This window comes from Candidatus Accumulibacter propinquus (genome assembly GCF_056856495.1).
This window is the reverse complement of sequence record NZ_JBSEHC010000004.1, coordinates 1-23,707: the sequence shown is the minus strand read 5'-3', so window position 1 is coordinate 23,707 and position 23,707 is coordinate 1. Positions and strand designations below refer to the sequence as shown.

24 protein-coding genes are annotated in these 23,707 nt (G+C 64.0%); 8 read left to right on the top strand and 16 right to left on the bottom strand.

Going from position 1 to position 23,707, the window contains the following annotated elements; all coding sequences use genetic code 11:
- Positions 1–3: 3 nt before the first annotated feature.
- A complete protein-coding gene (locus AC15MQ_RS16270; protein WP_483080675.1) occupies positions 4–1,161 on the bottom strand; it encodes an ankyrin repeat domain-containing protein in 1,158 nt (385 codons plus the stop codon).
- Positions 1,162–1,246: 85 nt separating this feature from the next.
- Between AC15MQ_RS16270 and AC15MQ_RS16265 the strand changes: the two genes are divergently transcribed.
- Positions 1,247–1,774: a TonB family protein gene (locus AC15MQ_RS16265; protein ID WP_483080674.1), complete on the top strand. Its 528-nt coding sequence runs from the start codon at positions 1,247–1,249 to the stop codon at positions 1,772–1,774.
- On the opposite strand, the gene trmB is transcribed toward AC15MQ_RS16265, so the two are convergent.
- The 3 genes from trmB to thiS are packed head-to-tail and all read right to left on the bottom strand — an operon-like array spanning position 1,733 to position 3,506.
- Positions 1,733–2,476: a tRNA (guanosine(46)-N7)-methyltransferase TrmB gene (trmB, locus tag AC15MQ_RS16260; RefSeq protein WP_483080673.1), complete on the bottom strand. Its 744-nt coding sequence runs from the start codon at positions 2,474–2,476 to the stop codon at positions 1,733–1,735. The genes AC15MQ_RS16265 and trmB overlap by 42 nt on opposite strands.
- Before the next feature lie 2 nt (positions 2,477–2,478).
- Positions 2,479–3,273 carry a thiazole synthase gene (locus tag AC15MQ_RS16255; RefSeq protein ID WP_287652396.1) on the bottom strand — a complete coding sequence of 265 codons (795 nt, stop codon included), beginning with the start codon at positions 3,271–3,273 and terminating at the stop codon, positions 2,479–2,481.
- 32 nt (positions 3,274–3,305) lie between these two features.
- Entirely contained in the window at positions 3,306–3,506 is a 201-nt protein-coding gene (gene thiS, locus AC15MQ_RS16250) for a sulfur carrier protein ThiS (protein ID WP_483080672.1), read from the bottom strand.
- A 213-nt stretch (positions 3,507–3,719) separates the two neighbouring features.
- Here thiS and AC15MQ_RS16245 point away from each other — a divergent pair, with 213 nt between their 5' ends.
- Complete coding sequence (locus tag AC15MQ_RS16245; protein ID WP_483080671.1) at positions 3,720–4,628, top strand: FecR domain-containing protein; 909 nt, start codon at positions 3,720–3,722, stop codon at positions 4,626–4,628.
- 36 nt (positions 4,629–4,664) lie between these two features.
- Here the strand turns inward: AC15MQ_RS16245 and AC15MQ_RS16240 are convergent, their stop codons facing one another.
- A complete protein-coding gene (locus tag AC15MQ_RS16240; protein ID WP_287652399.1) occupies positions 4,665–5,012 on the bottom strand; it encodes a hypothetical protein in 348 nt (115 codons plus the stop codon).
- Between the two features lie 535 nt (positions 5,013–5,547).
- On the opposite strand from AC15MQ_RS16240, the gene AC15MQ_RS16235 reads away from it, so the two are divergent.
- Both AC15MQ_RS16235 and AC15MQ_RS16230 read left to right on the top strand, forming a co-directional pair.
- A complete protein-coding gene (locus tag AC15MQ_RS16235; protein WP_287668380.1) occupies positions 5,548–5,703 on the top strand; it encodes a hypothetical protein in 156 nt (51 codons plus the stop codon).
- A gap of 9 nt (positions 5,704–5,712) precedes the next feature.
- Positions 5,713–8,043 carry a hybrid sensor histidine kinase/response regulator gene (locus tag AC15MQ_RS16230; RefSeq protein WP_287652401.1) on the top strand — a complete coding sequence of 777 codons (2,331 nt, stop codon included), beginning with the start codon at positions 5,713–5,715 and terminating at the stop codon, positions 8,041–8,043.
- Between the two features lie 78 nt (positions 8,044–8,121).
- Here AC15MQ_RS16230 and AC15MQ_RS16225 read toward each other — a convergent pair whose 3' ends face one another.
- From AC15MQ_RS16225 to AC15MQ_RS16215, 3 genes are all read right to left on the bottom strand, one after another.
- Positions 8,122–8,448, bottom strand: coding sequence for a thioredoxin family protein (locus tag AC15MQ_RS16225; protein WP_483080670.1), 327 nt, complete (start codon positions 8,446–8,448; stop codon positions 8,122–8,124).
- Between the two features lie 127 nt (positions 8,449–8,575).
- A complete protein-coding gene (locus tag AC15MQ_RS16220; RefSeq protein ID WP_287668387.1) occupies positions 8,576–9,925 on the bottom strand; it encodes a UDP-glucose dehydrogenase family protein in 1,350 nt (449 codons plus the stop codon).
- A gap of 17 nt (positions 9,926–9,942) precedes the next feature.
- Positions 9,943–10,950 carry an NAD-dependent epimerase gene (locus AC15MQ_RS16215; RefSeq protein WP_287668389.1) on the bottom strand — a complete coding sequence of 336 codons (1,008 nt, stop codon included), beginning with the start codon at positions 10,948–10,950 and terminating at the stop codon, positions 9,943–9,945.
- Between the two features lie 801 nt (positions 10,951–11,751).
- Here AC15MQ_RS16215 and AC15MQ_RS16210 point away from each other — a divergent pair.
- Positions 11,752–13,011 carry a tyrosine-type recombinase/integrase gene (locus AC15MQ_RS16210; protein ID WP_483080669.1) on the top strand — a complete coding sequence of 420 codons (1,260 nt, stop codon included), beginning with the start codon at positions 11,752–11,754 and terminating at the stop codon, positions 13,009–13,011.
- A gap of 53 nt (positions 13,012–13,064) precedes the next feature.
- On the opposite strand, the gene AC15MQ_RS16205 is transcribed toward AC15MQ_RS16210, so the two are convergent.
- From AC15MQ_RS16205 to AC15MQ_RS16190, 4 genes are read right to left on the bottom strand one after another with little or no spacing between them, the layout of a single operon-like run.
- Positions 13,065–13,559, bottom strand: coding sequence for a PD-(D/E)XK nuclease family protein (locus AC15MQ_RS16205; RefSeq protein WP_483080827.1), 495 nt, complete (start codon positions 13,557–13,559; stop codon positions 13,065–13,067).
- Between the two features lie 47 nt (positions 13,560–13,606).
- A complete protein-coding gene (locus AC15MQ_RS16200) occupies positions 13,607–14,080 on the bottom strand; it encodes a CFI-box-CTERM domain-containing protein (protein ID WP_483080668.1) in 474 nt (157 codons plus the stop codon).
- Between the two features lie 7 nt (positions 14,081–14,087).
- Positions 14,088–14,366 (bottom strand): hypothetical protein, encoded by a 279-nt coding sequence (locus AC15MQ_RS16195; RefSeq protein ID WP_042330561.1) that lies wholly within the window; start codon positions 14,364–14,366, stop codon positions 14,088–14,090.
- The gene (locus AC15MQ_RS16190; protein WP_042330560.1) at positions 14,363–15,406 is read right to left on the bottom strand and encodes a PRTRC system protein D; all 1,044 of its coding nucleotides are present in this window, start codon (positions 15,404–15,406) and stop codon (positions 14,363–14,365) included. Before AC15MQ_RS16190 ends, AC15MQ_RS16195 begins: the two co-directional genes overlap by 4 nt.
- Before the next feature lie 1,195 nt (positions 15,407–16,601).
- Here AC15MQ_RS16190 and AC15MQ_RS16185 point away from each other — a divergent pair.
- Both AC15MQ_RS16185 and AC15MQ_RS16180 read left to right on the top strand, forming a co-directional pair.
- Entirely contained in the window at positions 16,602–17,804 is a 1,203-nt protein-coding gene (locus AC15MQ_RS16185) for a phage integrase N-terminal domain-containing protein (RefSeq protein ID WP_042330559.1), read from the top strand.
- A 51-nt stretch (positions 17,805–17,855) separates the two neighbouring features.
- Positions 17,856–18,284, top strand: a complete 429-nt coding sequence (locus AC15MQ_RS16180; protein WP_042330558.1) for a hypothetical protein — start codon at positions 17,856–17,858, stop codon at positions 18,282–18,284.
- A gap of 184 nt (positions 18,285–18,468) precedes the next feature.
- Here the strand turns inward: AC15MQ_RS16180 and AC15MQ_RS16175 are convergent, their stop codons facing one another.
- The 4 genes from AC15MQ_RS16175 to AC15MQ_RS16160 all read right to left on the bottom strand — a co-directional run bounded on the left by AC15MQ_RS16175 (position 18,469) and on the right by AC15MQ_RS16160 (position 22,649).
- The gene (locus tag AC15MQ_RS16175) at positions 18,469–19,302 is read right to left on the bottom strand and encodes a hypothetical protein (protein WP_324594641.1); all 834 of its coding nucleotides are present in this window, start codon (positions 19,300–19,302) and stop codon (positions 18,469–18,471) included.
- A 171-nt stretch (positions 19,303–19,473) separates the two neighbouring features.
- Complete coding sequence (locus tag AC15MQ_RS16170) at positions 19,474–19,998, bottom strand: RES family NAD+ phosphorylase (RefSeq protein ID WP_483080667.1); 525 nt, start codon at positions 19,996–19,998, stop codon at positions 19,474–19,476.
- Positions 19,995–20,399 (bottom strand): antitoxin Xre/MbcA/ParS toxin-binding domain-containing protein, encoded by a 405-nt coding sequence (locus AC15MQ_RS16165; RefSeq protein WP_150430405.1) that lies wholly within the window; start codon positions 20,397–20,399, stop codon positions 19,995–19,997. Before AC15MQ_RS16165 ends, AC15MQ_RS16170 begins: the two co-directional genes overlap by 4 nt.
- 249 nt (positions 20,400–20,648) lie before the next feature.
- Positions 20,649–22,649 (bottom strand): ParB/RepB/Spo0J family partition protein, encoded by a 2,001-nt coding sequence (locus tag AC15MQ_RS16160; RefSeq protein ID WP_483080666.1) that lies wholly within the window; start codon positions 22,647–22,649, stop codon positions 20,649–20,651.
- Positions 22,650–22,978: 329 nt separating this feature from the next.
- Here AC15MQ_RS16160 and AC15MQ_RS16155 point away from each other — a divergent pair, with 329 nt between their 5' ends.
- On the top strand, positions 22,979–23,617 hold the full coding sequence (locus AC15MQ_RS16155) for a GGDEF domain-containing protein (RefSeq protein WP_483080665.1): 639 nt from the start codon (positions 22,979–22,981) through the stop codon (positions 23,615–23,617).
- Positions 23,618–23,707 lie beyond the last annotated feature (90 nt).

Sequence of the window (23,707 nt, the reverse complement as noted above, 5' to 3'; positions counted from 1 at the left end):
CGGCTACGGCTTCATCGCTTCGACCGCCTGATAGAGCTGCTGCCGGAGTCCGTCGGCGGGCTGTCCCTGTGCCTCGGCGAGACGAATCTGACGCAGCAATTCCGCGGCCTGCGCGGTAGCCAGGCTGCGCGTTTGCGCAGCAGCGTTTCGGCTCGGCGTCTTTGCGGCAGCGCTGCCGACCGGTGACGCGACGACCGGCCCGGCCGGACTGCCATCGACCAGCAACTGCGCACGCTCGGCACCGGGCTGCGAACGGCGAGCAGTAATGACCATCGATCGCGGTTGATAAGGGCGCGGCATCGGGCGCTGCACCACCGGCCCCGAGGTGCCGCGTCGCAGTTCATTGACCGCGGCGAGTAGTTTCTTGTGCAAGTCCTCGCTCGGACGGCCTTCGGCTTCGGCCGCGCGGATTTCCTTCAGGATCGCGTCGATCGCGCTGGGCACCGCCGCCGAGCGGATCGCGTCGCCGAAATTCTCCTTCGGCGCCTTGACCGCGATCGCGAATTCCTCCGGCGACGAAATCATCTTTGCCAGCCGCAAGTGGTCGTAGCGCATCGCCATCGTCAGCGCCGTATCGCCCCAGTCGCTCTGCATCTTGGGGTTGGCGCCCGCTTCAAGCAGGGTCCGCGCCAGACCGTCGCGACCCTCGCGCGCGGCCAGCATCAACGGCGTCGAGCCGTTCGGAGAACGCGCATTGACGTTGGCACCCCGCGCCATCAGATCATTGACCACCTGTTCGTGCCCGTTGAACACCGCGTAGTGCAGCGCGCCCCATTGTTTGCCCTCACGCTCCAGCGGCGCTCCACGCTCCAGGAGCCACTTGATGGCGTCCAGATGTCCACCCCAGGCCGCCAGCTGCAAGGGCTGCTCGCCGTTGCGGTTGCTGCGCCGGACATCGGCCCCGCGTTCGACGAACAGCGCCATCATTTCGATGTTGCCATACCAGGCGGCGACCATCAGCCCGGTACCGATCTGTGCCGCCTGGTACTCGGGGTTCAGTCCGTCGTCGAGCCAGCGCTTGACGGTGCGCAGGTCACCTCGCTCGACGGCATAACCGAAGGTGATCGGATCCGGTGCCGGCGCGTCTGCCAACACCGGACCAACCAGCAAACAGCACAGGAGCAACATCACGCCGCCAAATCTGCCCATCAATAGCCTCATTCCGTCCTCCGTCCAGACCCGACCCTGCCTGCCGAGTCGCATCGCCGTGTCCTGGTGCACGGTTTTGGTTCACAATGTCACGCCCATGCCGTCTCGCCTGATCCTCGCCCTCGCGCTTTCGCTCGCCCTGCACACCGGCCTGCTGCTTCCGTACGTCTTTCACCCGCGCACCCCGCCACAGCGGTCGGTGCTGGCGGCTTCGCTGCGGCTGTCGCACGGCCCGCAAGACCCTGACCGCGACGAGACACTGCTGAAAAACACGCTACTCACCGAGAAGGCTCCCGTCAAGGCGCCGCCAGCTACCCCACCCGCGGCCCACCCCGGGCCAGCGCCCGGCAAGGCAGCGACCAGGCGGCAACTCGACGCAGTACAGCGCAAGCTGGCGCAGCACCAGTACTATCCGCCCGAAGCCATCGCCCGCGGCATCGAAGGCGAAGGCAGCCTGCTGCTGACGCTGGCCGAAGACGGCAGCATCAGCGAGGTCAGCATCGCCGTCAGCAGCGGCCATCCGATTCTCGACAAGGCAGCAGTCAGAGCGGCTTACGCGATGGCCAGGGTTAACTGGGCGCATTCACGCGAACTGATCCTGCCTTTCGTCTTCCGGCTGGAGTGAATCCTGGCGTCTGCGAAAGACCAGATCCCATACCCCGTGCCCCAGCCGCAGGCCACGCTGCTCGAACTTGGTCAAGGGGCGATACGCGGGGCGAGGCGCGTAGTCCGGCGCCGTGTTCTGCAGCCGTGGTTCTGCCGCAAGCACGGCCAGCATCTGTTGTGCGTAGTCTTCCCAGTCGGTGGCGCAGTGGATATAGCCATCCGGCTGCAGGCGGCTGGCCAGCAGCGCCACAAAGGGCGGCTGCAACAGGCGACGCTTGTGGTGCCGCTTCTTCGGCCAGGGATCGGGAAAGAAGATGTGCACGCCGGCCAGCGAAGCGGGCGTGATCATGTCGCGGACGACTTCGACCGCGTCGTGTTGAACAATGCGCAGATTGTGCAAACCCTGCTCGGCGACCAGCTTGCACAGGCTGCCGACGCCGGGCGTGTGCACTTCGATGCCGAGATAGTCGCTCTCGGGATGGAGAGCCGCGATCGCCGCCGAGGTCTCACCCATGCCGAAGCCGATTTCCAGAATCCGCGGCGCGGCTCGCCCAAACAGGGTCGCAAAATCGACACACTGCGCAACGTACGCGACGCCGATCTTCGCCATCATGTCTTCGTGATAACGCTGCTGGGCATTCGAGACACGCCCCTGGCGACGCACGAAACTGCGGATGTGCGCCGCCCGCCCTGGCGTGTACGCCGTCTCCTGCCCGGCCACGCCTACGAACCGATCAGGCCGGTCGTCGGCGACGAGGGGTCTGCGGAGTAGAACTTGCGCGGCATGCGCCCGGCGAGAAAGGCCTCGCGCCCCGCCTCGACCGCCTTCTTCATCGCGCTGGCCATCAGCAAGGGGGAACGGGCATGCGCAATCGCGGTGTTCATCAGTACGCCGTCGCACCCGAGTTCCATGGCGATCGCCGCATCCGACGCGGTACCGACGCCGGCATCGACCAACACCGGCACCTTGGCGTTATCGATGATCAGGCGCAGATTCCAGGGATTGACGATGCCCATCCCGGACCCGATCAGCGAAGCCAGCGGCATCACCGCGACGCAGCCGATCTCCTCCAGCATCCTGGCCTGGATCGGGTCGTCGGCGCAGTAGACCATCACCTCGAAGCCTTCACGGACCAGCGTTTCCGCCGCCTTGAGCGTTTCCGGCATGTTCGGAAAAAGGTTGTTCGGATCGCCCAGAACTTCGAGCTTGCACAGCGCGTGCCCGTCGAGCAGTTCGCGCGCCAGACGCAGGGTCCGCACCGCGTCTGCTGCGGTGTAACAGCCGGCAGTGTTCGGCAGGATGGTGAATTGCGACGGCGGCAACGCGTCGAGCAGGTTCGGCTCACCGGCGTCCTGGCCGATGTTGGTGCGACGAATGGCAACGGTGACGATCTCTGCGCCGGAAGCGTCGATTGCCGCCCGCGTTGCCGTGAAATCCGGGTATTTGCCGGTACCGACGAGCAGACGGGAACGATAGGTCTTGCCGGCAACGGTCAGGTGGTGTGGGGAAGATGGCATGTGTCTTTCGCTTTTCGGCTTGTCAATGAGGCTCAGCCGCCACCGACGGCAACGACGATCTCGATCCGGTCACCCTCGGCCAGCATCGTTTCAGCATGCCGACCGCGTGCGACGATCTCCCCGTTGCGCTCGACAGCGATCCGCTTGCCGGCATGATTCAGCGCCATTACCAGATCGGCGACCGTCAGCGGCGAGGGAAATTGGCGGCTCTCGCCGTTGATCAGGAGTTCCATGGGATGACAATTCTAGCACGCCGCGGCAGGACCACCCGGAGCGCGTAGGCCGCAAGGCAACAAGCTGCGCAGGGCTCGAGATCCGGCTGGGCGGCGCGGAAAGGTATCGTCATTGTTTGCACGAGTCGGCTTACAGTGAACAAGGCTTGCGGCAACGGGCGCACTTGGTGCGATGTTACAATTGCCCGATCTCACTGTAGCTAGGGATTGGCCATGTATCCGCAGCGCATGCACCTTCTCTTGGGCGGCGGTATGCTTGCCTGGGCTTTACTACTCGCGCAGGCAGCCGCCGCAGCGAGCGCCGACGCAGTCGTCGACGCGCTGCAGATGCCGGCCTGGGTCGAGCGGCAGGGTAATCGCGAGGCGCTGCAGCCGGGCCTCGTGCTGCGGAATCGCGATCACGTGCTTACCGGGCCCGATGGCCGCGTGCGGATTCGCCTGGGCGATGGCAGCGTGCTCCGCCTGGGGGCTGAAACCCGCCTCGACCTGAACGCGCTCGGCATCCGCGAAGCCGTGTTTACCGCCGCCTTCGATGTCCCCCAGGGTGCGGTGCGCTTCAGCACGAGCACCTCCGCGCGGTCGCATCACCAGCGTGCGGTCAATCTGCGCGTCGGGACCATCACCGCCGGCATTCGCGGCACCGACGTGTGGGGCAAAGCCGACTCGGCAGTGGACCGCATCTGTCTTCTGGAGGGCAGCATCACGGTGGTCCACCCTGATGAGGAAGCGCGGCAGATCAGCGAAGCTTCAAGCTGCTATCAAGCCGCGAAGGAAAGCGCAGCGACTGCCATTGAAACCGTCACGGCAGCGCAACTGTCCTGGTGGACACAACAGACCGCAATGCAGAGTGCGCCGGCACGGGCCAGCAGCCCGGTCATGCGTGACGGGAAATGGGCGATCGAACTGGCGACGCTGGATAGCGAAGCGGCGGCGCTGTCTCTGTACGACCGCGCGCGCGCCGCCGGCTACCCCGTGCGCATCAGGCCGCAGGCACTTTCCGGCGGGGGATATGCGTATGCGGTCCGTCTCAGCCAGTTGATGAACCGGCCCGACGCGGCGGCACTCGCGGAACAGGTTTCGCAGTCGCTGCAGATCCCCTCGCCGGTTGTGGTTCGCCACTGAGTGTGCCGTCGATGCGCGAGGTCGCCGCGGGAGTCTTCAGACGGCGTGCCGCTGTACGCCGAAGAGGTTGCTCAAATTGGTTTGCCACAATCGCACGACATTTTCGGCGGTGATCAGATTCAGTTTCGAGATCCGGTTCTGGTGGCGCCACAGCCAGGATACACAGTTCCTGCTGCCGACCGACTGGCGTACCACGCAGCGGCTACCCTCGGCTTCGGCAAAATCGATAAAACGCTCGACAGCCAGACGGTAATACGCCGAACTGTTGCAGCAACCGGTCATTACCTGCGCTTCCCCGGCGGCGCGACGCCACAGCTTGAGTGCAAGTTCTTCGCTGATGCCGGTCTTGTGGGCAATCCACGGCAATATTTTTGGTGCTTTCATGCTAGTGCTCCTGAGATGCTGGCGACGCCAGGCACTGTAACCAGCCGGATGGAACCTCGTTGGCGGGATTTTGTTGCAGTGCAGCATCATTATAGGGAATATCCGGTGGAAAAGTTAGGGTTTTCCTCTAAATTTTCTCCTTCCAGCCGGTGATGAGGACGCCACTTCCGATCGCCGCCGACAAACCCGCGGCACGGTTTCCAGGCCCGCCCTGCGCGATCGAGGCATCCTTGATTTAACTGCAAGTAGCCTAACAGCGCAGCACGACAATTGCCGTGAGCGAATCCACACAAACCGGGAGTCTCGCTGGCGAGCGCACGCGCACGACCGTCGGGACGCATATCATGCGTGAGGTGGAGCGGCGAGAAGCTTCACCGTGCCCCAGAGAAATCCAGTCTGGCGCAAGGGACATCCGCGGCGTAGAATCCTTGATGCCTGCTGATTGCAGGCCGTCGGGATCAAGCTGCACGCAGCGTATTGTTGGGATCGCCAGACCGGAAATGGTATGGCAGGAAACCCGGAGACGAGAACGGCGATGAAAAGTCTGCTGATCATGGGGGCGAAGCTGTCTGGACTCCTTAAACGCCGACCTTCGCCAGATCCGGGTGAACGGCAGTTCGACCGACTGGTGGACAAGTATTACCCCCGGCTCCGCCGCGACTTTCCCGGCCACTTTTCCAAACACCACTGACTGCCGAGCATGTCGCTTTATCACCGCTTCCGACTGCTCTGGCCGCTGATCGTTGGCGTCGGCCTTGCCGCCTGCACGGCGATTCTCCTGTGGAGCCTGCATTCGTCGCAGACGCAACTGCGAGCCGCCAGCGAAGCACGCCTGGTCGCCGACAGCGAACGCCGCGCCGCTGCGGTTGCGGACTTTGTGGGCGAGAGGCGGCAAGCGGCAGCCGAACTGGCCGGCAGCCATGAGATGGAAGCGTATCTGGTCAATCGGGCACTCGAAATGTCCCTGCAATATGGCCTGGGCGCCAGTCTCGATGCCATCGAGCAGCGCTTTCGACGGCAGATCGAACAGAAGACGCTGCGCGAGCAGGCGATCTACCGGCAGATCGTCTTTCTTGGCGAAGACGGATCGATCCTGGCCGCAGCAGGCAAGGCTGCGCCGGCCAACGCGGTGCCGTCGCTGCCCGCGCCAGCGCCCTACCTGCGGGTGGACGCGCGCAATGGACTGATCGTCGCCAGTTCACCGGTCATCTACAAGGGCGTCTTCCAAGGCGCGGTGCTGACCGTCAGCGACCTGCGTCTGTTGTCGCTGCTGCTCATCGGTCGCCGCGGCAATGGCGACGCTGTCGACAACTATCAGGAGTTTCTGTTGACCGAGGAGGGGACCAGCATCCCCTCCGCCGGCCAGTTGACGGAATTGTCGGGAACCGTCGCGCGTGCATTTTCGCGGCTGCCGGAAAACCGGCTGATTCCCGTGCGGGATATCCCCGATGCCGATCAGTTCGGCAATCTGCTTGCCCTGCGCACGGCGATCGCCGGCGCGCCGTTGTCGATGCTCACGCTCAGTTCGGAAACCGACGTCTACGGCCAGATGGCCTCGCCAGCTTACCTCTATTTCCTCGGCGCCTGCTCGACGGCGCTGTTGTTGACGACATTCGTCTTGCAGCGGATGCGACAACGCACCGTGCAATTGCAGGCTGAGTACGCCGCTTCGGCTCGTCACCAGGCCGAACTGGAGCAACGCAACCGGGCGCTTTCCGACGAGATTGCGCGCCGCCAGGAAGTGGAGGCCGCGCTGCACCAGAAATCCGCCGAACTTGACACGTCCAACGCCGAGCTGCGGCGCCATCGCGACCATCTCGAAGAGATCGTCAGCGAACGTACGCTCGCCTTGTCCATCGCCAAGGAGGCGGCCGAGTCCGCCAACCGCGCCAAGAGCACCTTCCTGGCGAACATGAGCCACGAGCTGCGAACGCCGATGAACGCGATCATTGGACTGACGCACCTGCTCGCCCGCAACAACACCGATCCCCGTCAGCGCGACAAGCTGGCCAAGATCACCAGTTCGGCAAACCACTTGCTGCAACTGATCAACGACGTGCTCGACCTCTCCAAGATCGATGCCGATCGTATGACTCTTGAGCAGACGGCGTTCACCTTCGGCAATATCGCCACCGTCCTCGACAATCTGCTCTGCGACCGGGCAGAGGCCAAGGGCCTGCGGTGGATCCGCGAAATCGATCCGCGGCTCGCCAGGCTGGCGGTGATCGGGGATCCTCTGCGCCTGCAACAGGTGCTGCTCAATCTGGCGGGCAATGCCCTCAAGTTCACCGCGCACGGCAGCGTCACCCTGAGCGTGCAGATCGCGCGCGAGACCGACCAGGACCTGGATATCCGCTGCACGGTTCGGGATACCGGAGTCGGCATCGGAGCTGAGGCCCTGCGGCGAATCTTTGACCCCTTCGAGCAGGCCGATGGCTCGACGACCCGGCAGTTCGGCGGCACCGGCCTCGGTCTGACGATCTGTAACCGGCTGGTGCGTCTGATGGGCGGCACCCTCGAAGTGGTGAGTACCCCTGGCACCGGCAGTACCTTCTCCTTCTCGCTGCGTTTCCCGATGGCGAGCAGGAACGGCGTCCCTTCAGAGCGCACGGTGGCCTCCGCCAGCGACGCGGAGCGGCGGCTGCAAACCGCCTATCGCGGCACCCGACTGTTGCTGGCCGAAGACGACCTGATGACGCAGGTCATGGTGCAGGAATTGCTGGGCGAGACGATCGGTTTCTCGGTCGATCTGGCTCGTGATGGGGTGCAGGCCGTCGAACTGGCCCGGAGCAATGACTACGCGCTGGTGTTGATGGACATCCAGATGCCGGCAATGGATGGCATCGAGGCCACGCAGCGTATCCGGCAGATACCCGACCGTGCACGCCTGCCGATCATCGCCATGACCGCCAACGCCCTGGCCGAGGAGAGATCGCGCTGCCTGGCGGCAGGCATGAATGATTTCATCAGCAAGCCGGTCGATCCTGAACTGCTTTTCGTGACCCTGCTCGGCTGGCTCGACAAGGGGTGAGTAACTCGCGACGCTGCGAGCAGCCAGGAGAGGCCTTGAAGGACAAAGCTGGCCAGTGTCAGGACTGCAGCGAATCGATCAGCCAGGGCAGATGAGCCTGCCGATGGCAGCGCGGATGTCTTGCGAACTCGCCGGGCGAACCAGACGCGCGACTTCCTGTCCGTGCGCCATCAACACCAGCGTCGGCCACAGCTTGACGCGAAATGAACGGCCCAGGGCACGCCCCGGGCCGTCCTCGATCCTGATATGCCGCAGATCAGGGTAGCCGGCCAGGACGCTGGCAAGCAGGGGCTGCGCCGCGATACAGTGGCCACACCAGGGTGTCCCGAACTCGATGAGCAGGTTGCCCGGCATCGCGTCGATCTCCGACCGAGAGGGTTCGGGTCGGGCGTAGAGGTCATTCATCATGTGTTCCTGAACTTCGAGGTGCTTACGGAAGCGCTGTCGTCGCCAGAGACCCCGCTGGTGCCCCCCATAAACCGGCACCGGGCTGGACGATGCCAGCCCGGCCAGCGGCCGACGTGCGTCGTGCTCAGCCCGGAAGGCTCTGCTGCTCGCCTCCAGGCCGTCCGATCGCGTGGTACTCGATCCCCTGGCCGCGTACCAGAGCAGGGTCGAAGAGGTTGCGGCCATCGAAGATCAGGGCTTCCTTGAGCAGCACGCGCATCTGCTCGAAATCCGGGCTCTTGAACTCGCGCCATTCGGTCGCAATCAGCAAGGCATCCGCGTCGCGCAGGGCATCGGCCTGGTTGCCGGCGAAACTGAGACCGGGGAGGTCACCGAACACCCGCCGCGCCTCGTCCATGGCCACGGGGTCGTAGGCCTGGATCGCCGCGCCGCGGCGCAGGAGTTCGTGGACGATCACCCGACTCGGCGCCTCCCGCATGTCGTCGGTGTTGGGCTTGAAGGCCAGTCCCCAGAGTGCGAACGTGCGTCCCTGCAGTTCCTCCCCGAAACGGGCGACCACCTTGTCGACCAACACCCGCTTCTGGGCCTCGTTGGCGGCTTCCACGGCCACCAGCACGCCGAGATTGACACCCGTGTCGTGACCGGCGCGAATCAGGGCTTTGACATCCTTGGGGAAACACGAGCCACCGTAGCCGGTGCCGGCGTAGAGAAAGTGCGTGCCGATGCGCGGGTCGCTGCCGATGCCGTGGCGCACCAGTTCGATGTCTGCCCCGACGCGCTCAGCCAGGTGAGCGAGTTCGTTCATGAAACTGATGCGCGTCGCCAGCATGGCGTTGGCCGCATACTTGGTCAGCTCGGCACTGCGCGTATCCATCAGTTGCAGCTTGTCGCGGTTGCGCGAAAATGGCGCATAGATCGCGCGCATCAACAGCGTCGCGCGTTCATCGTCGGCGCCGACGATGATCCGGTCGGGGCGCATGAAATCGTCGACCGCGGCACCTTCCTTCAGGAATTCGGGATTGCTGACCACCGCAAATTCCATGCTCAGGCCGCGTTCGGTCAGCGCCTCGTGCACTGCGGCACGCACCCGGTCGGCGGTGCCCACCGGCACCGTGCTCTTGTCGACGATGACCTTGTAATCGGTCATGTGGCGTCCGATGCTGCGCGCCGCCGCCAGCACATACTGGAGATCGGCGGAACCGTCCTCGTCGGGCGGTGTGCCGACGCCGATGAACTGCAGCGTGCCGTGATGCACCGCGGCGACCACATCGGTCGTGAACTGCAGGCGTCCAGCCGCGGCGTTGCGGCTCACCATCTGCTCCAGCCCCGGTTCATGGATCGGGATGCCGCCGCTGTTGAGGATCTCGATCTTGCGTTCATCCACATCCAGGCACACCACATGGTTGCCCATTTCCGATAGACAGGCGCCGGTGACCAGTCCGACGTAGCCGGTGCCGATGACGGTAACTTTCATATGACGGTACTTTCCTTTCAGACCTTGTAATAATGGCGATACCAATCGACGAAGCGCCCGATGCCTTCCGGCAGCGGCGTACTCGGTGCAAAGTCGACCCACTGCGCCAGCGCGGACGTGTCGGCGTAGGTCGCCGCTACGTCGCCCGGCTGCATCGGCAGCATCCGTTTCTCTGCTACGCGCCCCAGCCGCTGCTCGATGCAGGCGATGAAGCTCAGCAAGGGCACGGGCTGATGATTGCCGATGTTGAATACCCGGTACGGGGCGTCGCTCGTGGCCGGGTCAGGACTTTCGGCAGTGTACGCGGGATCTGCCTCAGGCACACGATCGTTGACGCGCAGCACCGCTTCGACGATGTCATCGACGTAGGTGAAGTCGCGCTGCATCTGGCCGTGATTGAAAACATCGATCGGGCGCCCGGCGAGGATCGCGCGGGTAAACAGGAAGGGCGCCATGTCCGGCCGACCCCAGGGGCCGTAAACGGTGAAGAAGCGCAGGCCGGTGGTCGGCAAGCGGTAGAGATGACTATAGGTATGCGCCATCAACTCGTTGGCTTTTTTCGTCGCCGCGTACAGGCTGACCGGGTGATCGACGTTGTCGTGTTCGGCGAAGGGCATCCGCCTGTTGCCGCCATAGACGCTCGAACTCGACGCGTAGACCAGGTGTTGCACGCCGCTGTGTCGGCAGCCCTCAAGCACATTCACGAAGCCCACCAGATTGCTGTCGACGTAGGCATTGGGATTGAGCAGCGAGTAGCGCACCCCGGCCTGCGCCGCCAGGTGGATCACGCGCGCAAAACCTTCGTCGGCAAACAGCGTCGCCATCGCCTGGCGGTCGGCGATGTCCATCTCGATGAACCGGAAATCGCCCTGCCCGGCGAGCACCGCCAGGCGCGCGTGCTTGAGGCTGACCTCATAGTAGTCGTTGAGATTGTCGATGCCCACGACGCTGTCGCCGCGACGCAGCAGGCTCTGCACCGTGTGCATGCCGATGAAGCCGGCGGCGCCGGTCACGAGGATTTTCAAGTGTGCTGACTCCGGAAATCAGGCTGCCAGGCGGCCATGTTGCGGTGGATGGTGTCGATCGTCTTCGGTTGCAGCCCCTTGAACTGCAGGTGTGGCAAGTGCAGTCAGTTGCGGGCAAACGTTGCTTCCGGCGATGTGCTCATCGTAAGATGATCACCCGTTGCGTCGGCGGAGAGCCTCTCGTTCAAGGGGGAAGTCTTGTTGTCATCAGAGTGTGCCGCCCTTGCTGCCTCCGCGTCGCGGATTCGTCCAGACCATCGTAAGATAACATACTTGTTCAAGCAATCATGAACTTGGCTGTGGTGGCTTGCTGTGCGTCAGTCCGGGCCAGCAATATTCAGGCCTTCGGTACAGGATTTCTGACGGCGGCCAGCAGTTCGCGTGGGCCACACGCCCACTTTCCGGAAAACCCTTCAGTTGGGTTGGATCACCGATGAAAATCGCAACCTGCGAGTTCAATCCACATCCAACGACGTTTCAATACATCCCACGAGCAACACATAATCAACTAATAAACAGCTACATACATCCTACAACGTCGCATTTTGTCTCATGACGTCGCGTCAAAACCGGGTAGCTAAGTGGGTAGCTAGATGGGTAGCTCGCTGCTAGAATCACTCGCAGCTACCCACTTCGCACAATGCATCAGCCGACCACGTCGAGATCAGCCAAGCTAGCAACGGCGCGGCGAACGTGGGACAAAGGTTATCGATGCGAGGGAAAAGTCGCCACAACAACAGACCCTGGTGACCGGGAGCCGGCAAGAAGGACTCGATTGATCCTGACCGGGAGTCGGACATCATGGGAACCCAGATCAACGTACTCGACGACATCCAGATAAAGCACTGGGTCAACAAAGGCGCACCAATTGCCCGTTCCGATGGGGGTGGCCTGACTTTCACCCTGTCCGAGGCGGGAACCGCTACATGGATACTCCGCTACCGGATGGGAGCCGGCCGCCGCAAGGAACTGACCCTTGGCAATTACCCCGACTTGTCGCTCGCCAAAGCCCGCCAGATGGCCAGAGAACACAGAGTATCAATCGACAAGGGAGAGGACCCCGCCGCCAAGAAAAAAGTCGAGAAGATGCAGTCCAAGATGGCCTGGACCGTCCGCGCATTGATCGACGACTACAAGCAGAAGAAACTGGTGACGCCCAGCCTCGCTGAAGGGACCATCTATTACCGAAAGTGGGATCTGGAAAAAGTCATACTGCCCAAGCTCGGGTCGCTGGAAGTTCGGCACATCACGCCGGCCAAGATCGTTCACGTGCTTGAGTCGGCAAAGCGTTCCTGGACGATTTCGAAGCGAATTCTGACTTCGTGCAAGCTGCTTTTTGCCCATGCGTGTGGAAAGCGCTTGATTGACTCCAACCCCGCCGCTGGAATCGACCTGATTGCCCTCATGGGAGAACGCCCACCGATTCGCAAGCGCGTGATGCTGAACGAAGAGGAGTTGCGGACCCTATTGGCCGACATAGACGATATCGGCGTGGAAAACGCCTTGGCCTTCCGGATTCTGCTCGCCACCTGCGTGAGGTCCGTCGAACTGGCGAAAGCCCGGTGGGAGCACATCGACTTTGATGGTGCAACCTGGTGGGTTCCAGACGATTCCGTGAAGACGCGGAAGGGCTTCCTGGTTCCGCTCACGCCGACTGTCGCAAACTGGTTCAAGGACCTGCGTGATCTCGCAGGGGAATCTCCATGGGTACTACCAGCGAGGATCGAGCGTCGGCGTCGGCGGCTTGGAGATACCCACGTCGGTGAAACCACCTTATGGGCCGCTATTTCACGTGCATTCGAGCGCGGTGACATTCAGATCCGAAAATTCACGCCTCACGACACCCGTAGCACGGCAAAGGGACACATGCGCAACATGGGCATATCCCGAGAGATTTCCGAACTGGCCCTGAATCACACGTTGAAGGGCATGGAAGCGATCTACGATGTCCGTGAAGAGATTCCAGAACGTCGGGAAGCCCTGGAACGCTGGGCAAGCTTCATCACGGCGTGCGAAAGCGGACGGCCGTGGAAGCCGGGCCCGCTTCGGCAGATTGCTTAGCTTCGCCAACGTGAGGAACTGATTGGGCGATGTCCGCGATATCCCGATTTTTCTCAAAGAGGTATCCGGTCGCATTGCGCTCGGAACGCGCATGTCAGGCACGCCTTCTGAGAGTATGACCAGCGCGGCAGAACGCGGCCTGCGAGAACGTCTTCCCGCCTCCTGACCAAGGCCACCACCTGTTCGTCAGTTATCAATTTGACGCGATGCGCGGTCGGTAAGGCCCGCGGGGCCGGCGCCTTCACCAACACATACCCGTAGGACGCCACCGACTGCCCCGTCTGCCCCATCACCGCCATCCTTTGTGCGGACAACTGGATCACGCCCGACAGGCAGGGCTGGTTGCTCCAGCGAGTCTTGAACTCCACCAACACGATCACGCCGGAGGGCATCCGGTAAGCCCGGTCAAGCTTCGCCACCAGTCCGACCGGCGTGGAAACCCGGAACAGCCTTTCCATGTAGACCAACTCGGCATCCCGCAGCGCTGCCGGTCGTGAGGCCCGCTCAGCCCGTGCGGCGTGGGTCTCAATTGATCGCCACCGCGCCATGACGAGCGCGAAGCCTACGACGGCAACGGCGCAACCGACACCCCACGCTAGCGCCGACACTTGCCGCCCCCACGCAAGCCTGACCACCACCGAAGCCCCGTCGCTATCGCACCCAAGACCATGCGCACCGGAACTTGCAACGGGGGCCACCGGCGCAGGACGACGCAGATGCCGGGTGCCCCCCGATAGTAGAGGCGGATCACCCGGCGTCCCCAAGCGCTGGGTCGCAGTGCCTCGTCCCTGAACCGGCGCAGGACCTCCGTCTGCCAAGCCTCGCCGAACACGCAGGTGGCGATGAAACAGCGCCCCTTCCGGGCGGCCTGCGCGGAAGCCGCCAAACCTTCCCTATAGAAGTGCTCATGCTCGACCAGCCCGCGTGCCCGGGCTCGCTGCTGCCCGGCCGTACGACGGGTTCCATGGAGATGCTCGAACACCACCAGCCGTTCGCAGCGACCCATCTGTGCCAGGTCCGAAGCACTGACCATCCGGCCGCTCACCGGCCGGCGCGATCGCTTGCCCATGGCCGGCTCACGCGTCGATCGCTGGCGCGAAGAGGTCGTTGGTGATGTCGCCATTGCCCTCCTGCGCGCTACTTGCGGAAGGCAGATGAGGCGAGCCACGTCCCATCTCGGCGAAGACACCGCTCTGCGCCAGCAAACCATCGTAAGCCAGCACGCGCAGGCGATTGACCCGCTTGGTACCCTTGTGAAACTGGATCAATTCGTCATACAGACGTGGATGGTCGGCCCGCGCCAGTTCGAAGACGAGACGAATGGGCTTGGGATCCTTCACATGATCGGTGCTCATTCAATCTCTCCCGACACGCCTTGGGCACGCTCCTTCCCGGTGGCTGCCATTGAACTGCGCGCGTAGTTCTGCCCGGCCAGCTGAAAACCCCGCACATTGGCGAACATCGGTTCCTTCACCTCGTGGATGCGGTGCTTCGGGAACGCTGCCTTGACCGCCTTGCGGAACAGGAACGCCCCACCGCCGACCAGGATGATGTTCTGCAGGCTGTGCGGTGCCTCGATCCACTCCTTCATCGTCGACACGGCCTGCTCGGCGACGGTCTCGGCCAGGGGCAGCAGGCGCTTCATGTCGTACGGTTTCTGGAAGATCATCGGCTGCTTGCCGGTGCGCAGCGCCAGGTCGATGGCGTCGTAGTCCCGGTACGGCGAGCCGATATCCTTGGTGATCTCGGCCGCCAACAAGCGCAGCACGTCCGACATACCGCGGTTGAATGAGTAACTCTGCTTCTGCACGAGGCGCATGCCTCGGGCCACCAGCCAGTCGAAGGTACGCGAACCCGGATCGATGATCAGGCTCTGCTCGTTGCCGATGATCGCCATTTTCTGGTGCTCGGAGGCGAAGTGCGCCAGCGCCCCTTGCGGCTGAGCGACGGCCATGGCCTTGCCGACCGTCACGACCTTGCCGCCGCCGATGCCGTGCCGGCCGGTCATGGCCTTCTCCAGCGCCGCTTTCTTGACCGCGAAGAGCGCCACCGGCAGCCCCACCACGAGGAGGTCGATGTGGCTCACCTTCATCATGGAGAGCGCTCCCCTGAGCAACGCCATGTACTCGGGCGTCTCGGTGTATTCATCATGCAGTTGTTTGGCGCGGAAGGTATCAGCGGCGAGGCTCACGTCCGGCCCGACCTCGTAGAACAGCGGGCCGATGGGGATGCACACCGTTTTCTTGCGCTCACTCGCCGGCCACGACGGTGAGTCGTCGCTCGACGGATAGGCAACGGACGGAAAGCTGGCGCAGCGGATGTCGGTACCGGCCGCGGCCGTGACGAATTTGGTGTTGCCGGATCCGACATCGACCGCTCTGACGATCAATTCCATCGCAAGACTCCGAAGTAGGGTTGAGGTCGATCAGCATCGACAGGGCGATCTGATCCCGCCACACGAAATCCCCACTCAATGAGGCCGATTTCGGCATCGGGCCCGGCCCGCTGTCAGCGAACCGGCGATGCACGGACATTTCGCTGACACTTGAAAGCGTCATCCCTCGGCGGAGCGGCGTGTGTGTCACTACGCTCTCATTCAAATGGCGGGCATCAACCCCATGCGCGGCAGTTGCCGCCGGAGCGGTCCCCGCGCGAGCATCGCCCTGAGTTGCCCCGCTCAGGACCAGAGGCAGAGATTTCCCCCGTCAAGCCCGCCCGCCGACTCGTTGCCCGCAGCTTTGCGACAATAAATGCGCCTTACCGCACTCTCCCGGGCGAGCAAGTGCCACCCGCAATCTCCCGAGAATCGCCGCGCTTTCGCGCCGCCCACTTGACCGCCCTACCCGCGTGGCGTCAACTACGATTTCCCGAGGGCCATCCTGGCCCCGCTCCATCGCGGAGCAAAAGGCGTCGCAGTCGTTACCTGCCCTTGAAGCGCCGGTCCCGAACCGACGATGCCCTCGCCCTTGAGGCGGCGGTCCCGAGGTATTTTTCGTAGTGCAAGTCGCCGTGGCTTGGCCAGCGTTCATCGCTGGGCGCTCCCTGAAGCGCGCCACGGCCAACAGAGCACCCGGCCGGCACCCGATGCCGTGCCCCTGTTCCCGCCATCCTTTGAGCACGCGGTTCGCCGCAGCGCGCGGTCGTGTTTGCCCCCTTGGGCTCCCCGCGCGCCTTCGCTCACAAGCTCGACACTGCCCTGGACTTTCGGTCAGGGGCGGACCCATGCGAGTGGATGGCGCTACGACTCCAGAACCGATCCACCAGATGGCGCGAGGCTAGACCTCGCCGCCGATGCCCAAGCCACGCCCCAGAGGCCGGCCGGCATCACCACCCCCATGGCTGCAGAAATGCACGGATGGGCCGGATCAACCCGTTTCGTTTTTAAGACCGACCGAGTTGGCGAGCGCGGACGCGCTGGCCGACGAACCCTTGGGTAGGTGCCGCGACGCCGTGGTCGCGCGCGGTGCCGAAGTTCTTGACCACTGACCGGCGCGGGCAACGGAATCCGTCCTGCCGGTGGCCTCTATGGATTCCACGCCAACATCGGCTTGCCGTTCGGGCGGCGGGCCTCAGACTTAGGAGCCATCGCCATGTCGGACGCAATCCCCAGCAAGACTGTTCGCCGTATATCTCGCCGCCGGCAGCAGGAACCCGCCAGCCCCGGGCGTTCCAGCCAGCAGCAACCCGCTCGCCCCCAGGGTTGGGCGGGCAAGACCCCCCAGGAAATCCTCGCCCGCTACCAGCCGGGCACGGCGCCGCCGCTCAAGGTGCTGGAGATCCTGATCCAACTCTTCAACACCCAGCATACGGCGCTGGAGAAAACCGTCTCGCACAAGACGCGGCAGGAACGCGCGCAGTTTCTGCAGCGCTTCTTCCGCGACCTGAAGCAGAAGGCGGGCTTCAAGACGGTGCCGGACCCGCGCAACCTCGGGCAGAAGCACATCCACGCCATGGTGCAGGTCTGGCAGCAGGCGCATCTGGCACCGGCGACGATCCAGACCTACCTGAGCTTCCTGCGGGGGCTGGCGATGTGGATGGGCAAGCACGGCTTCGTGCGCAAGCCGAACCACTACGGCCTGAGCCTCGAGGAGTACCAGCGCCACGAGTCGGCCCAGCGCGACAAGAGCTGGAGCGCCCAAAACATCGATGCCGAGGCGGTGATCGCCGAAGTTTGCAAGTTCGACATCCGTGTCGGTGCGTCGCTGCGGCTGATGTCGGCCCTGGGGCTGCGGCGCAAGGAGTCGGTGCAGTTCCGGCCATTCCAGCATGTCATGCCGTTCAGCGAGACCGGGCTGCCAGAGAACCAGCAGCAGGCGGATCGGTATGCATGGGTCAAGGGCAAGGGCGGCCGGGTGCGCTGGATTCCCCTGGACAGTCCGGCCCATCTGGCAGCGCTGGAGTTTGCCCAAGGCGTGGTCGACAGTCGCGACGCCCACATGGGTGATCCGCGTCGGGACCTGAAGCGAAATCTGCGGCGGCTGGATTACGTCCTGGAGAAATTCGGCATCACCCTGCGCAAGCGGGGCGCGACAGGCCATGGCCTGCGCCATGAGGTTCTTAACGATGCCTATGAAGATGTCGCTGGCGTACCGTCGCCGGTTCGAGGGGGCGGGCCGGTCTCCCCGAAACTGGATCGGGCGGCGCGGCTGGCGGTATCGCAGTTGGCGGGGCATGCGCGCGCAAGAGCGGCAGATGCCTACTGCGGAAAGTCGGTTGGTGGTCGCAGTGGAGCCCCCGGCACCCCACCACCCCGCGTGCACGGCGCCGATACCGACGATTCGCCCGCGACCTGACGACAGCCGGTCAACGTCTGACGCCCTTTGGATCATTTTGAAGGAGCCAACATGAACGAGATCAATCGACGCAGTCCTTACTGGCTGAGCCCCGGCATCGACGTGCCGACGCGCGACGAATTCCTGTTGTTGTTATCGCGCCGCACGCTGCGCGGTTTCTATGTGGACCGAGATACCGGCGAATCGGCATTCGTGCCAACCGCAGAGTTCATGCGCGAGAGTCCCTTGTGGCGTATCGACGTGCTCGACGATATCGCGGATGGCTTACAGCGAACACGCACCCATGCCTTGGTGGCATTCTTTCGGGAATGCCAGGCCAAGAACCATGACGTGCCGATGGCCAGGCAGCTCGCAGCCTTTCGCGGAATGTGTCAGCGAATCGGTATAGAGCTGCCGGACGACTTGGAGGCGTTGCTCGTCTTGGATCAACAATTCCGCCGATCAGCAACGTGGGGCTCGACAGGCCAGGCCACGAAGTGACCATCGACATCTCCCGCCTCGTCGCCGCTTCCGCAATCGGCGAGGTTGGGAGCCGAGATGGCGGGTACCGCTGCTAACCGCCGTCGCGGCCAAGAGGGACGCTATTTCCGAACTGCCAGGACCGTGCAGCTTCTCGCGAGAAAGCAGCGCCTGCGGAATTGCGGGAAGATCAAGAAAGGTGGCTCTACCCACCCTGGGACGGCGAGCACCGTGCCAGGATGCGTTTCCAGCCGTTCCTGGCGGCAACCGCTTCGCGCAGGATGTCGAGGTATTCGTCCACATCCAATCTGTCGTCCGCCGGCATCGGCCCCTGCGCGTATTCCGCGAGCAGTGTCTGCCGAGCCCGCAGTCCCTGGCCGAAATCGTGAATACGGCTGTAGGTCTCGCAGGCATAAGCGAAGGTCTCGCGCTTGGCGAACTCGATTTCCAGCAGCCACTCACGCCGCCGGGTCTCGCGCAATCCGATCGTGCGACGCTTGCAGTTGTGAAAGATATGTGCTGCCTCATGGACCAGGAAGTCGTCGAAGCGGCCCGGGGCGCCGAAGTATTCGGCCGACAGGTAGCAGGTCGTTCCTTCGCTGAGGCCGAGAAGGTTGGGCGCGTCGTCAGCCAGGAGTTCCGTGCCGACGCCGGCGAGATAGAGGTTCGCCAGGTCCCAGGCGGTACTGAGCCATGGCGTCTGCTCGAGCACCGCGTCGATCGTGGCCGGCGTGAGAAAGACGACCGAGCGTCCGAGCACGTCGAGGACGGAGTCCTGTTCGTGGACCGGGAACAATCCCCGCACCATGGGGCCCACTTTGCCGCGGGTGAAGGCAACGACATCCAGTTCGGGCAGGGCTGCAGGGAGTTCGGCGTGCGCCGTTCGATGGCGTACCGTCGAGATCAGTGCGTGGCGCAGCGCGACACTGCCGTACCGGGCCTGGGCAATGTAGTCGTCCCCCGGCCATGGCCGGAAGTGCGCATCGTGCTCGCCGCTGCGAAGGTAGCGTTCTATCGCTTGCTGAGGGGATTCCTGCATGGGTTTCTTCACTCGGTCAAGGCGCCTGCATGGCCGTGTCGTTTCTGGCCCAAGTCCGCATTGGCTCGCTCGGTGGCCACCGGTCCCCCCGACGCATCCTGCCGCGGGCGGATTCGGTCGCACCGCCACGTCGGACAAGCGTTCTCCGGCGTGCAAAGCGATGGCTGACGATCACCTTGCCCAGGAGTCCTGGTTTTGCGGCAAGGACCGGCCGGGATCGTAGACCTGGAGCGAATCAGTCGCCGTCAGCGCATTGACGAACAGGACCAGATTGGTACCGCCCACCCTCGCCTGCGACGGAAAGAGAATCCCTTTGCCGCCCGCCGCGATCACCGTGTCCCCGACGATCCAACTCGGCGGCTCGATACGCTGGTTGAACCACAACGCTCGCCAGTCGCAGTAGAAGTCCTCCCAGATCGGTGGCCATACCGAGGCATCGTAGCCGGCGGTGAAGTCCGCCACCGGCTCGACCGTCAGCTGATAACTGGTCAGGGTTCCCGGCGGGAGCAGGCTCGACACCTGCTGGTATTCCCGCACCGCCGTTTCGGTGTCGAGGGCCAGATAGAGCGCCTCGACGCCCGGCCGGTTGGCTCGCCCGCCGTGTTTGGCCGCCCCGGCGCCGCTCGTCGGCGCAACCGCCCACTTCGGCACATGCAGGCGATAGGCGGTGACGCCAGCCAGCCGGATCAGCTTCATCCCGCCGCGCCCGCTTCGAGGGACTCCACGTAGCGCAGCACATCCTCGGCCCGCCCTTCCGACACCAGTTGCTCGGCCGTCTTGTAATTGAACGGCGGCAGGGGTTCGTTGCGATACCAGAAGATGGCCCGGCCGACATCGCCGGTCAGGTCGTTGGCGGCACGCAGCACGCGCAGGGCCTCGCGCATGAAGCGCTGCACGCTCTCCGAGGCGGGCGCCCGGCTCAAGGTGTTGCGGTGAACATGGGCCTGCCCGGCCAGCGTCTGGAGGTCGATGCTCAACACGTCGCTGAATCGCTTCGGCGAGAGCACGGCCGGTCCGGCTTCCTGGTCACGCAGGAAATCCAGGAAGCCTTCGAAGCCGTGGGTCAAGGCAGGGGCATAGGCAGCGGTCATTGGCATGGCGTCTCTCCGGCAAGCATTTACTGCACTGCAGCTCTTACGCACATTATATGCACTCTTTTGGCACAAATCCAGGTAGCTCAGGCTGGCTGGACTTTGGACTCGTCCTTGGGAATGTCTGCCCTCTGCACCTACCTCTCAAGCCTGGATGCCCTCCTGCCGACACCCACCGCGGCGGGCGAGGGTCGCGCGACGCGCCTGCGCCTCGTGTCTTCCCGCATCGGTTCAACGGCATTGCATTGCAGAGGCTTACTCGGCCATTGCCGGTTCTGCTTCTTCGCCTGGCAAGGATTCTGAGCACTCGCCTGCTGTCGGCAGAGCCTGAACCCGCAACACCGCCGGCAACCAGCCGGTTCCCGCCAGCGTCTGTTCCGCCCCCGTCACCACAGCATCCTTCTTGAGCGCGGCCAGCGGGCTGGCGGCATTGGCATCGACCGCCTCGGTAACGACCTCGAGGATGCGTGCCTTGGAAACGTGGTTGAAGTACGAGGGACCGGTGGCCGTCCACCATTGAGTCATGTCCAGCCCCAAGGCCCGCGCCAACGCCTCGTTGCTGTGCCGCTCGGGCTCGGTGCCGTAGATACCTGTCACCGTGACCGCGACGACGAAGGTCAGCAGGCGCAGCACCGTCGCCTGCTCCTGGGCGAGCAGCCACGGGAAGACGTCCTCCAGGTTCTCCGGCAGCCGCTCGGCCCAGGCGGTGCGCTCGGCCTGAAGCTTCGCCCAGGCGGCACTGGCCTCCATGTCCTCGGCGGCAGATCGCAGTTCGGATTGGCTGTCGGTCGCGCTAATGGCGAAGACGTTCTCCGAGCGGCAATAGTAGAGGTCATTGCCCCGGAAAGTCTTCTGCGCCAGATGTGCAGTGATCGCGGCCAGGGCCACGTCGGGGCGGTCGAGCAATTCGGCCTGGACGGCGGCGACCCGGTGGGCGGTAAGGCAACGCACCAGCTTCTCGGAATGCACCGGGCGGGTCTTGGGCGACGGCAGCGACACCAGTGGCTCGTTGGTACCGTTTTCAGAGGCCTGTCGGGCGGCCTGGACCATGTCGCTGCGATCCTCGGGGCGGATCAGGCCGTACTTCACCGCGACGGCGCCGTTGTGGCCGACATGGACCACGCAGCCGGCCTGGGCGATCAGGTCGGCCGGCCACACGCTGAGCGTTTCGTCGAGCGCCTTGCGTTGTTCCTCCAGTCCTTCGGTTTCGCTTTCGAGCTGATAGAAGGTGTCCTCGTCGCCGTCTTCGTCGGCCAGCGTTTTCATCTGCGCGTGCAGCGCCGCGATGCGACCATCCAGATCCTCCAGGGCAGCCGCCTCCTCGGCATCCGGTTGACGCTTCGTCTTGCGCAGTTCGCCGTACTTGACGTACTCGTCGAAGGCATAGCGGACCCGGACATCGACCCATTTCCAGCCTTCGGCCGCGATCTGCTTGGCTCGCTTTTGCAGTTTGTCGGTCGCCAACTTTTCCAGCAGGGGCACATCGAGCAGGTAGACCTTCTTGTCGTCGTCGCTGAACAGGTCGCGCCGCAGGGCACCGCCGGCCTGCTCATAGGCCTTGAGGGTCACGTACTTGGCGACGGCATCGCGGTCGGACTCGATCTCGCCCTGAGTCAGCAGTTGGCGCAGGTAGTCGGGACGGCGGTTCCACGACGGCAGCGCGGCCCATGTCTGCTCCTGCTTCTGGTGATCGTCCACCGCGGCCAGCACCATCAGGCAGTCCAAGCCGATCTGGTCTTCGCGAAAAAGGGCCATCAGCTTGGGCGAGACGGTGGCGAGCTTCATGCGGCGCTTGACCACCAGCGGCGTGACGCCGAAGGCGGCAGCCACGTCCTCGACCGACTTGCCTTGCCCGATCAGCTTGGCGAAGGCCATGTACTCGTCGGCGGGATGCATCGGGATGTGAAAGCAGTTCTCCGACAGGCTGGCGATCAGCGCCCGGTCGGCCGGCACGATCAGCACGGGCACGGGGTAGTTGTCGGCGAGGTCGCCGTTGCCCGCCAACAGGGCCAGCGCGTCGAGCCGACGACCACCCGCGCAGACCTCGTAGCGGCCGCGCGCGCCCTCGACGACGATCAGGTTCTGCAACACGCCGCATTCCTTGATGGAGGCCGCGAGTTCGGTGATGCTCATTTTCGGGGTGCTGCCACCGGCGCGCGCCTGATAGTTCTGCGAGAGGACCAGCTTGTTGAAGGGAACGAAGGTACGGGGCGACGCTTCGATGATGGCGTCGATTTCGGCTTTCGTGAATTTCATACGGAGGGCTCCTGAACGGTTGAAGGAGGCATGCCGAGGGACATGTCCATGGGTTCAGAATCTCATCCGAACCCCACTCTTCAAGCCTCCGGGCGTTGCTGCCAGAAGTGATGCGCAAACACGGACGGCAGAGCCAATGTAAGTCGAATGGCATTCTCCTCGATCCATCGGCTCGCGGGGGTCGCGCCTGATCTCGAAATGGTGGCGCCAAACCAGCCGTTCCTGCTGGGCGCCCCTGCCGCCGACCACTACGCTGAGGCCCTCTTCCTCACCCCGCACAGGCCTTCATGCATTCCAATTCCCAGCGGCGACATCGGCGCTCGGCCGTCATGCAGCGCATCGCGGGTCTGGAGCGGGCGCTGGAACAGGCGCAGCACCTGCTCCACCAGGACGATCTCACGCCACTCCTGAACCGTCGCGGATTCCGACGCGCCTGCGACCGGTGGGCGGGCAACGGCCCGATGGCCATGGCGGCCTGCTGCGTGATGATCGACCTGGATGGCTTCAAGGCCATCAACGACCGGCACGGCCATCCGGTCGGCGACGCCGCGCTGGTTCACTTCGCCGCAACGCTGCGCCGGCATGTGCGTCCCGCCGACACCATCGCGCGGCTGGGCGGCGACGAGTTCGCCCTGATCCTGATGAACTGCAGCGGCGACGATGTGTGCCTGCTGCTGGAACGCCTGCAGCAGGCACTCGCCGGATCACCCCTGTCAGTGCCCGGTGGCGCCCTGCCGCTGCGGTTCTCTGCGGGGGTCGCCGAGCTTCATGCCGCGGAATCGCTGGGGCAGGTATTGGAGCGTGCCGATGCCGCCTTGCTCGATGCGAAGCAACTGGGCAAGGCGATGGTCCGCCTGAGCGTTTCACCGGCGCGGTCTGCGCCGGCCGCCACGGCGAGCGCAGGCGACCGACAGACCGCTTCAGCGTGCCTCCCCATCGCAATCGATGAAGGGGAAAACGACGGGTAGTCAGATCCTCAGCATGTTCCACCAGATGCCTGCATCGTTGGACGCCATCCGATTGGACGCGCATCAGGCCCCTCACTGTTGGTGGCCCAT